The 8,521-nt window shown below is 61.4% G+C and carries 10 protein-coding genes and 2 pseudogenes; 9 read left to right on the top strand and 3 right to left on the bottom strand.

What is annotated here, in order from left to right; translation table 11 throughout:
* Positions 1–201: 201 nt before the first annotated feature.
* The 4 genes and pseudogenes from AB1I47_RS33900 to AB1I47_RS28715 all read left to right on the top strand — a co-directional run.
* Positions 202–651 (top strand): annotated as a pseudogene (locus AB1I47_RS33900) (helix-turn-helix domain-containing protein); the annotation flags it as partial.
* Positions 640–1,218, top strand: coding sequence for a helix-turn-helix domain-containing protein (locus AB1I47_RS33895; protein ID WP_407935927.1), 579 nt, complete (start codon positions 640–642; stop codon positions 1,216–1,218). The pseudogene AB1I47_RS33900 and the gene AB1I47_RS33895, both read left to right, overlap by 12 nt.
* Positions 1,219–1,290: 72 nt before the next feature.
* The gene (locus AB1I47_RS28720; RefSeq protein WP_354687086.1) at positions 1,291–2,526 is read left to right on the top strand and encodes a type II toxin-antitoxin system HipA family toxin; all 1,236 of its coding nucleotides are present in this window, start codon (positions 1,291–1,293) and stop codon (positions 2,524–2,526) included.
* Positions 2,527–2,551: 25 nt separating this feature from the next.
* Complete coding sequence (locus AB1I47_RS28715) at positions 2,552–2,884, top strand: hypothetical protein (RefSeq protein WP_354687085.1); 333 nt, start codon at positions 2,552–2,554, stop codon at positions 2,882–2,884.
* Here the strand turns inward: AB1I47_RS28715 and AB1I47_RS28710 are convergent.
* Entirely contained in the window at positions 2,879–3,391 is a 513-nt protein-coding gene (locus AB1I47_RS28710) for a helix-turn-helix transcriptional regulator (RefSeq protein ID WP_354687084.1), read from the bottom strand. The genes AB1I47_RS28715 and AB1I47_RS28710 overlap by 6 nt on opposite strands.
* Positions 3,392–3,417: 26 nt before the next feature.
* On the opposite strand from AB1I47_RS28710, the gene AB1I47_RS28705 reads away from it, so the two are divergent.
* From AB1I47_RS28705 to AB1I47_RS28690, 4 genes and pseudogenes are all read left to right on the top strand, one after another.
* Complete coding sequence (locus AB1I47_RS28705) at positions 3,418–3,663, top strand: DUF2188 domain-containing protein (RefSeq protein ID WP_354687083.1); 246 nt, start codon at positions 3,418–3,420, stop codon at positions 3,661–3,663.
* A gap of 150 nt (positions 3,664–3,813) precedes the next feature.
* Entirely contained in the window at positions 3,814–4,719 is a 906-nt protein-coding gene (gene ku / locus AB1I47_RS28700; protein WP_354687082.1) for a non-homologous end joining protein Ku, read from the top strand.
* Complete coding sequence (locus tag AB1I47_RS28695; protein WP_354687081.1) at positions 4,716–5,519, top strand: tetratricopeptide repeat protein; 804 nt, start codon at positions 4,716–4,718, stop codon at positions 5,517–5,519. The genes ku and AB1I47_RS28695 overlap by 4 nt, the downstream gene beginning before the upstream one ends.
* A 17-nt stretch (positions 5,520–5,536) precedes the next feature.
* A pseudogene (locus AB1I47_RS28690) lies at positions 5,537–5,806 on the top strand (DNA polymerase ligase N-terminal domain-containing protein); the annotation flags it as partial.
* Between the two features lie 212 nt (positions 5,807–6,018).
* On the opposite strand, the gene AB1I47_RS28685 reads toward AB1I47_RS28690, so the two are convergent.
* The gene (locus AB1I47_RS28685; protein WP_354687080.1) at positions 6,019–6,462 is read right to left on the bottom strand and encodes an HU family DNA-binding protein; all 444 of its coding nucleotides are present in this window, start codon (positions 6,460–6,462) and stop codon (positions 6,019–6,021) included.
* A 184-nt stretch (positions 6,463–6,646) separates the two neighbouring features.
* Between AB1I47_RS28685 and AB1I47_RS28680 the strand changes: the two genes are divergently transcribed.
* Positions 6,647–7,660 carry a tyrosine-type recombinase/integrase gene (locus AB1I47_RS28680; protein WP_354687079.1) on the top strand — a complete coding sequence of 338 codons (1,014 nt, stop codon included), beginning with the start codon at positions 6,647–6,649 and terminating at the stop codon, positions 7,658–7,660.
* Between the two features lie 82 nt (positions 7,661–7,742).
* Here AB1I47_RS28680 and AB1I47_RS28675 read toward each other — a convergent pair whose 3' ends face one another.
* Positions 7,743–8,183 carry a hypothetical protein gene (locus AB1I47_RS28675; protein WP_354687078.1) on the bottom strand — a complete coding sequence of 147 codons (441 nt, stop codon included), beginning with the start codon at positions 8,181–8,183 and terminating at the stop codon, positions 7,743–7,745.
* Positions 8,184–8,521 lie beyond the last annotated feature (338 nt).

The following is an 8,521-nucleotide window of genomic DNA, read 5'->3' as shown; positions in this document are numbered from 1 at the left end:
AAAGCCAAACACCGAACCTCAACACCACACCTTCTAGATCGGACATTTCAGCTTAGCTGAGCGCCGGACATTTGAACTTAGCCTAGACACTTGGTGTTGGCCGTTTTTTCTAATGTCGTACTTGGGTTAAGTTCAAATGTCGTACCCCGTCCCGGAGCGTGCCAAGCTGGCGGCTTTGCCATTTAGCCTGGAGCGGCGATCATGGGACGACCCGACACGATCACCATGAGCATGCGGGAGCTGGACCGCTGCAAGGTCATCCAGGCCGTCGTCGAAGACGGACTGATGGTCTGGCGCGCCGCCGAGAAGCTCGGCATTTCCAAGCGCCAGATCGAGCGGCTGGTGCACCGGTACCGGCAGGACGGCCCCCAGGGCCTCGTCTCCCGTAAATGGGGACAGCCGGGCCACAACCAGTTGCCTCCGGGTCTGGAATCCCGTGTCCGTGGCCTGATCCGCGACAGCTATGCCGACTTCGGCCCGACCCTGGCCTGCGAGAAGCTGCGCGAGCGCCATGGCATCGAGATCTCGCCGGCATGCGTGCGCCGGATCATGATCGACGCGGGGTTCTGGGTTCCCAGGAAGCAGCGCCCGCCCAAGGTGCACCAGCCGAGGAACCGCCGCGCCTGCCTCGGTGAGCTGGTGCAGATCGACCGGCTCAAGGTCATTCAAGCGCTAGCAGACGGCTATCTGAAGACAGGGATTGCCGCCGCCAGGCTGGGACTGACCTCCCGCCAGACCCTGCGCCTGCTGCGGCGCTACCAGCAGCACGGCGCCGCCGGCTTGCTGAATCGCCACCAGGGGCAGCCGGCCAACAACCGGACCCCACCGGGCCTTGCGGCGCGGGCGCTCGGGCTGATCCGCGACAACTATGCCGACTTCGGCCCGACGCTGGCCCGCGAGAAGCAAATAATACGTTCTGTTTTTTGCGGTTTGCGCTATTATTATTTGTATCATGCCGAGGAAAGCCAGCGCAGTTTCAACCCTACCAGGCCCGGTCAGCCGGTCGCTGATCCAGCTCGGTCTCAATCTGCAAGTAGCCCGCAAGCGGCGCAAAGAGACAATGGCGGCCTTCGCCGAGCGGATGCAGGTTTCAGTTCCGACGCTCCGGAAGATGGAGCAAGGCGATCCGACGGTGTCAGTCGCCGTCTATGCAATGGCGCTCTGGCTTGTCGGGCGCCTCAAATGGCTTCCAGAGATTGCGAATCCTGCCGCGGATGAAGTCGCGCTGGATCTGGAGATCTCCCGCGTTCAACGGCCTGCCGCCAAGTCGCAGTCCCAGTGGAAGAAACCATGAACGATCACCTGTACGTTTGGTTTTACCGACCTCACAGCCATGAACCTGTGCTCTGCGGCCGCCTGGATCTAATCGGTGGTCGGCAGTGCCTGTTCTCTTACGTGCCTGATTATTTGCAGCATAAGGACTCCATCGCTCTCTCCCCAGACTTGCCGCTCCGTGATGGCAAGTATTCAGCGCCGTCCGGCCTAGAGCTACACCCTGTCTTCGAAGACGCTGGACCGGACCGCTGGGGCCGGCGCGTTATCGATCGGGCCTTCAATCCACGCAGGCGCGCAGCTATTGACTACCTGGCCTTGGCCGGCGAGGACCGGATCGGCGCGCTCGGCTTCGCTGGGGTGGCGGATCGGTATGAGGTCAATCATCCTCCCGTGTTCCATCGCGGGGACCTGCCAGGATTGCTCGAGGCCGCGCGCGCCGTCGAACTGCAGCTGCCAATCGACGATCGTCTTCGCCAGCTGCTGCGACCGGGCGGCACCGCCGGCGGCGCCCGTCCCAAGGCGATTGTCGATGATGAAGGAAGCTCCTGGATCGCCAAGTTCCCAGCAGAGGGCGACGAGGTGGATTTCTGCGCGATCGAGCATGCCTCACTCGTGCTGGCGCAAGCGTGCGGCATCGAGGCGCCCGAGTCCAGGCTCGTCCAGTTGGGCAGGAAAAACACGCTATTGGTCAAGCGGTTTGACCGGGAACCTGGCGGCGACCGCATCCACTTCGCGAGCGCTCGCACGCTGCTGCTTGCCGATGGCATCCCTGAGGAACAAATGTCCTATGCGGACATCGCGGAGGTGGCTCGCCGCTACTCACCCTGGCCTCTCGACGACTGTCTCCAAATGTTCCGACGCATGGTCCTGAACCTCCTCATCGAAAACACGGACGACCATGCGAAGAATCACGCCTTCCTGCATCAAGGTGGGGAAAATTGGCGGCTGTCGCCGGTTTATGACGTCCAGCCGCAATTGCAAGGGATTTCCTACCAGCAACTGATTGTCGGCGATCAGGGCACGGACCCGACGCTGGAAAACGCCCTGTCCCAGGCCACCCGCTTCATGCTCACGCCCGCGGAGGCGCATGCTGAAGCCGAGCAGATTCTGGAGATCGTTTCTGGATGGAGGAACACCTTTGCGGAAGCCGGAGTTTCTGAGCGCGACATCGAGGCCTGCGCACGCTACATGATGCGTGAGACCAACCTTCCCCCGTTGCCAACGCGCCGTCGGACCGAGAGAAAGATGTAATAGTGAGCCACTTGGAGACCAGCCGGTGACATCGAGAGATGAGGAAAGTGCACTGCTGGAAAGATGCACGGCCGCCGCCCGTGGGCGACTGGCCGAGGCCGGCAATCAACGGGAGGCAAACGTCTTCCGGCTCGCCGCGATGGTTCTGAGTCCGAAGCTGCCGGTCGAATCTCGCCGCCTGATGGCCGCGAGCGAGCGCTACTTCGCGGAGCACCCGGATCACCTGGTTCCGTCCGTGGATGTCGTGCGCAATGGCTGGATCATCGGCTTGCCGCGCCTGCGGGACATGCTGACGGCGCGGCTCCGTCCTCAGGACCCGGTCCCAGTTAAGCTGCAGCGCAGGCCGAAGCATTCATGACCGATCACCCCATAGGCCCCGACGCGGGGCATTGAGGGTCTGTGCCAGGCGCCGCAAGTTTTTCCAGATGTCGGTAGGTTCGCGTTGCCGTTTGGCGGCAACTTCAGCCACCACCTTGCAGACAAGCTGAAGCGGCGCTTCATCGAGAACATGAGCAAGTTGAGCATGATGCTGGGCGGGGACCTCGCCGGAGGCCAGCGCCTGCTCCAACTGCTCGGGCGTAAGCTCGCCGCTGTAGCTGACGCTGGCGCTCGTGGCCGCGAGCCATAAAGCCCGCGTAGGCTTACCCGCCGTGCTCCTGATCGCCTCCGGGTCGACGATGTCGAGCACCAGGCCGAGCACGTCAAGTAGCCGGCCGAGCGTACCGAGCGTGGCGTTGACTGTGCCCTGCTCGATTCCATTGAGGGACTGGCGAGACAACTCGGCCATGTCGGCCAGTTGTTGTTGTGTCAGGCCAAGGGCGATGCGCTTGCGTTGAATCGTGCTACCCAGGAGAGCCAGGTTCATAGCGATAATCTCCGATCAGTGCGATCATGGTGTCAGGTATAGACGACACGAAAGGGAACAAGGACGTGCACGTTGTGCCCCACGAAGGAGCCTGGCGGGTTGAAGTCGGCGGTAAGATGGAGGGCCAAGATTTCGCAAGCCAAGAGGATGCAATCAAGGCCTGCACCGAAAGGGCAAAGCGGGACAAAGTCGAGCTCTTCATTCACGGCCGCGACGGAAAAATCAGGGAACGCAACACCTACGGCCACGACCCCCGGGACATCAAGGGCTAGAGCAGGCACCCTCGAACTGGCACTTAGCGCACATTTCGCGTAGCGCCCGCTGCCCGTGGGCGGTCGCTGATCCTGTAATGAGGCGCCGGCCTACGGCGCGCTGCCGCCCTGTTAACTACGCTGATAGTGTCTCGCCGCTAGGAGTTCCAAATGGCCGCGCGCTCCATCGCCTCGCTCTCGATCAGTTTCGGATTGGTCTCCATTCCCGTAAAGGTCTTTTCCGCCACAGAGAGCAAGGCCGCTCTCAGTTTCAACCTGCTACACAAAGGGTGCGGGTCACGGCTTCGACAGCAGTACATCTGCCAGAAGGAAGGCGTCGTCGTCGATCGCGCCGACATGGTCAAGGGTTACGAATTCGAGAAGGACAAATACGTATTGTTCACCTCGGATGAGCTCAAGGCGTTGGAGGAAGCTGCCCAGCATACGATCGACATCGTCGCTTTCATGCCGCTCAAGGCGATCGACCCGATTTACTACGACAAGGCGTATTACCTCGGGCCTGACAAAAGGGGCGCCAAGCCTTACAGCTTGCTTTCTGAAGCCATGCGCGCCACGGGGAAATGCGCACTTGCGAAATGGTCCTGGAAGGGCAAGCAGTACATGGTCCAGATACGCGTGGGTGATGACGGGCTGATATTGCAGCAGCTTCTGTACGCCGACGAGGTCCGGTCCATGGCTGAACTACATGTCGAGACTGTCGATGTTTCGAACGCTGAACTAACGCTGGCCGAGCAACTCATCGAGCAGAATTCGGTTGAAGGCTACGATCCCGCCGAGTACACAGACGAAGAGAAGCAACGCGTCCTTGCCCAGATAGACCGAAAGATCGAGGGCAAGGACATCACCGTTGCCGAGACTCATGACGCGGTCACTGGCGCGGAGGTGATCGACCTAATGGAAGCGCTTCGGAAAAGCATTGGTACTCCAAAAGCGGGCGCGGCAGCCGCCAAGACCGCCAAGGAAAGCAAGGCGCCAGCCCGGCGCACTGCCAAGCGCGCAGAAGCGGAGAGCGCGCCGGCCACGCCGGCAAAGCGGGCCAGCAAAAGGCAAGCATGATGCGTTCGTATACGATGCGCGACGTCATCGAGATCGTTGGCATACCGCGCTCCGCGGTCATGTCGCTGGTCGTGGCTGGGGTGGTCGCACCTGCCCGAGGCGACCGCGGCGAGTATCGGTTCAGCTTTCGAGATCTGGTTGTGCTTCGCACCGCGCAGGCACTGCGCCAATCTAATATTTCCTCCGGTCGCATACGGAGGTCGCTGCTCCGAACAAAATCCCTCTCGCGCGGCCGCCCAACGTCGGCCATGTCTCTTCGTGCAGAAGGAAGCGACGTCATAGCTAGTTCGAATGGGGCTGAATGGGATGCCGACTCCGGACAGTTGCGATTCGACCTTGCTCAGCGTGCCGGAGATGCCGTCGTTGTGTCGCATCCGGAGGTTGACTCCAATGATGCCTACGACTGCTATGAGATAGGCAGGGAGCATGAGGCCCATCATCGCGTTGCCGAAGCGGAAAGTGCCTACCGAAATGCGATAAGACTTGACCCGTCCATGCATGCGGCATGGCTGGACCTCAGCGCACTGCTATGCGATCAGGGAAATTGCACTGAAGCGTTAAGCGTTCTTGCAGAGGCCCGCACGCAATTTCCGTCCAGCACCGCCTTGCTGTTCAACCTCGCCCTCGCGCTCGAAGACACCGGCGATTGTGAAGGAGCAATGAGGGCCTACCAGGACTGCCTGACCCTTGACCCTCAAAACGCGGACGCGCATTTCAATATCGGACGCCTCTACGACATCGCGGGACACACGCAGGAAGCGCTGCGGCACTACAACCGGTATCGGGTGCTGACCAGCTGACTCAAGGCCATCGCAGCATGAAGAGGAACGCTGACCTTGATCCACATGAGCGGAAGCGCAATTTCTCCGTCACACCAGAACCTGGTGGGCGTTCCAATCGAGCGCGGAAGCCTGCTGGCAAGCTGTCGTTCGTTATTCAGAAACATTGGGCGCGGCGCCTGCACTATGACCTTCGGCTCGAATTGGACGGCGTGCTTAAGAGTTAGGCGGTGCCAAAGGGGCCCAGCTACGATCCATCCGAGAAGAGAATAGCAGTCCACGTGCCTCAGCCCGTGGGGTGGGCGAGCAGATCCTGGAGGCGGCGGAAGCCGGCCGCATCGTGATGCCGGAGTGGGACTACCGGGTTTTGAAGGACTGGTCGACCGCGCCGTACGGGTTCTGACCCGTTCGCTTAACGCTAGGAATGCGCTAGCTGCAGCAGGCCGGGGCCGCAGCAGAGCGGGCCGGCCAAACGAAAAAGGGAGCACTAGGCTCCCTTACTTTTGCATTCCCGGCGAATTTAGGCCGCGGCGTCCTTCAGCTTCTTCAGCGGGCGGACCTTAACCTTCACGGAGGCGGGTTTCGCTGCGAACCACTGGTCCTGGCCGGTGAACGGGTTCTTGCCGAAGCGCTTCTTGGTGGCGGGTACCTGAACCGCCGTCACCTTCAACAGGCCCGGCAGCGTGAATTCGCCGGCGCCCTTCTTGTGCAGCGCGCTCACGATCGTGTTTTCCAGCTGGGCCAGCACAGTCTTCACGGTCTTGGCTTCGAGCTGGGTTTGCGCGACCAGGTGAGCAAGCAGGCTGGACTTGTTAAAAGTATCCTTCAACGGCTTGGCCACCGGTGCCGCGGCGGCGGTCTTCGGTGCAGCCTTCGCGGCCGGCTTCACAGCAGCCTTCTTGGCCGGGGCCTTAGCGGCCGGCTTTGCAGCGGCCTTGGCAGTCGTATTAGCTTTGGTTGCCATATCGGTTCGTAGTCTCGGTGGTTGATGTGCCGGCGGGTCCCGATGGGCTGCCCCGCAACACTGCACGCGATATTGCCACGACGAAGCCTATTTTCAAGGGTTTCTTGCGTTTTTCTGCGCGTGTCTCGGGTATGCTCAACGCAATCGCAACACTCAAGTGAGCTCGATATACGGAGAATCCCCAATGAAAGCCAGCAGTCGGACCCGCAACACACAGCAAGCCCTCTTCGGCAGCACGTTCGCCGAATGGAAAAAGGATGCTGATCGCGCGTTCGATCACTGGCTGGCCAGGCGCGGCGTGAGTGAGAGTAGCGCGAAAATCTACGGCTTCATGTGGCGCAAGTGGCTGCGCTGGACCGCCGAACGCAAGCTCTCCATCACCGCCTGGGAGGCGCATCATATTGGCGAATTCCTCGACGACTCCGACCTGCACAAGCACCACCGGTACCGCTACGCTCGGCTCATTGAGCGGGTGTTCCAGTACCTGGCCACGTTGCGGCCCGGTATGCATAACCCGGCAAGCGTCGCCGTGCAGCAGAAACTGGCCGACGGCGAGAACGCGCCAACCACGTTCCTGACGGAAAACGAGCGTAAGGCCATCGAGGGCTACCTGTCGCGGGTCCCTCAACTGCCGCAGACGATCACCGTCAACGGCGACCAATGGCGCGGATATCGCGACTTGGCTCTGCTCGCCCTCTTCTACGGTGCTGGCGTTAAGGTCTCCCAGGCCAAAGTGCTCAGAAGGAAGGCTGTTGAAGCTTCTGCAAGGACCATTGCTGTCCCGCAGAAGATGGGGCAACGGGTCTATCAAACCCGCGTGGAGCTGCTCGAGGTGGCGCGCCCGGCGATGCAGACTTGGCTTCAGCTGCTTACCTGTACCGGCCTACCTGGCGAGTGGCTTTTCCCGACCGCCGGTGACGGGAGGGCGATGCACGCCGCATCGATGTTCAGGCGCGTGACGGCGCAGCTGGAGGCTTTGGGGATTGCGGACGGACGGACGAGCCGCCTGTCCCCCCAGACGCTTCGCAATACGTACGCCGCGATTCGGTTCGACCGCGGGGATACGCCCGAGGAGGTTGGCAGCGCGTTGGGATTCGTGGACGAGGCCTCGCCCTTCCGGCTGCACCACTGCTACGTCGAATGGAAGGATGGACAGGCATCCCTCGTGGACCGGAGCGAGGCGCGCGAACTTGACTAGATCCGGCTGAGGCCGACCGATAGAACGCCGGCTTCCCCATTTAGCTGGAAGTCGCGCATCGGCCGGTCGGCGCGTGAGTGTGTCAACGCTTGGATTTGTCTACGGCGAACCCGTTCACGATCCACGCCAGCGCGAAGGCAGTGGCAAAGCCAGCCAGGCCGCCAGCAATGCAGAAGACCGCTGCCAGCCATTCACGGTCACGGGCCGTCGGTGTCTTGTCCTTGAAGTGCGCTGCCAAGATCGAATCGGCGGTCGGCGCGGCCGACTTCCCCAGCCATTCGTCGACGTCGACTGATTTCTGGTCTTGACGCGATGTGGGTTGCGGCATCGACGCGCGCTGTGCCGCGACGACGTCGATTAGCTTACTCTGCGTCTGCTGTTCGTACAGCGCAATGAGTTCATCGCGTGACAAGTCCCGTTCGCGACCGTAACCGAAGACGCAGGCCAGTGCGACAAACAGGGCCAGCCATAGCCAGCCCAAGACCCGGAAGACCGTTGCAATTCGCCGCAAGCCTTCGCTCATGTTTCCCCCAACCGTTAATATTTGTCCATTCTAGCCTGCATGCACGGGCCGACCCATCGCTGCCAAAACCAACCTGTAGCGAGCGGGCAGGATCTCGGGCAATGCAATCCTGTGCAGAAATGCACGTCATGGCAAATTCGCCCGAAGAGTTTCACTTACAGTCCTGGTGCCGGTCGCCTAGCGCCAGCGCCGAGCGAGGGGAGTCACCCGCCACCAAACCCCATCCAGGCTGGTTGCGACGGCCAGCTCCGTCCGGCAGGCGCCACGCTTCACCATCTGACTGTCGTCAGGGGTGAAGCGAAGGCCGATCAGGGCCTCAGTGGTGTAACGCTTCTTCA

The organism is Cupriavidus necator, assembly GCF_040578825.1.
Taxonomy (GTDB): domain Bacteria; phylum Pseudomonadota; class Gammaproteobacteria; order Burkholderiales; family Burkholderiaceae; genus Cupriavidus; species Cupriavidus necator_E.
This window is presented reverse-complemented; position numbering and strand designations above follow the sequence as displayed.

Excerpts from the sequence above, each read along its gene's own strand:
- AB1I47_RS28680 (WP_354687079.1), top strand. The coding sequence starts at position 6,647 with ATGAAAGCCAGCAGTCGGACCCGCAACACACAGCAAGCCCTCTTCGGC.
- AB1I47_RS28710 (WP_354687084.1), bottom strand. The coding sequence starts at position 3,391 with ATGAACCTGGCTCTCCTGGGTAGCACGATTCAACGCAAGCGCATCGCC.
- AB1I47_RS28695 (WP_354687081.1), top strand. The coding sequence starts at position 4,716 with ATGATGCGTTCGTATACGATGCGCGACGTCATCGAGATCGTTGGCATA.
- AB1I47_RS28720 (WP_354687086.1), top strand. The coding sequence starts at position 1,291 with ATGAACGATCACCTGTACGTTTGGTTTTACCGACCTCACAGCCATGAA.
- ku (WP_354687082.1), top strand. The coding sequence starts at position 3,814 with ATGGCCGCGCGCTCCATCGCCTCGCTCTCGATCAGTTTCGGATTGGTC.
- AB1I47_RS28705 (WP_354687083.1), top strand. The coding sequence starts at position 3,418 with ATGGTGTCAGGTATAGACGACACGAAAGGGAACAAGGACGTGCACGTT.
- AB1I47_RS28675 (WP_354687078.1), bottom strand. The coding sequence starts at position 8,183 with ATGAGCGAAGGCTTGCGGCGAATTGCAACGGTCTTCCGGGTCTTGGGC.
- AB1I47_RS28685 (WP_354687080.1), bottom strand. The coding sequence starts at position 6,462 with ATGGCAACCAAAGCTAATACGACTGCCAAGGCCGCTGCAAAGCCGGCC.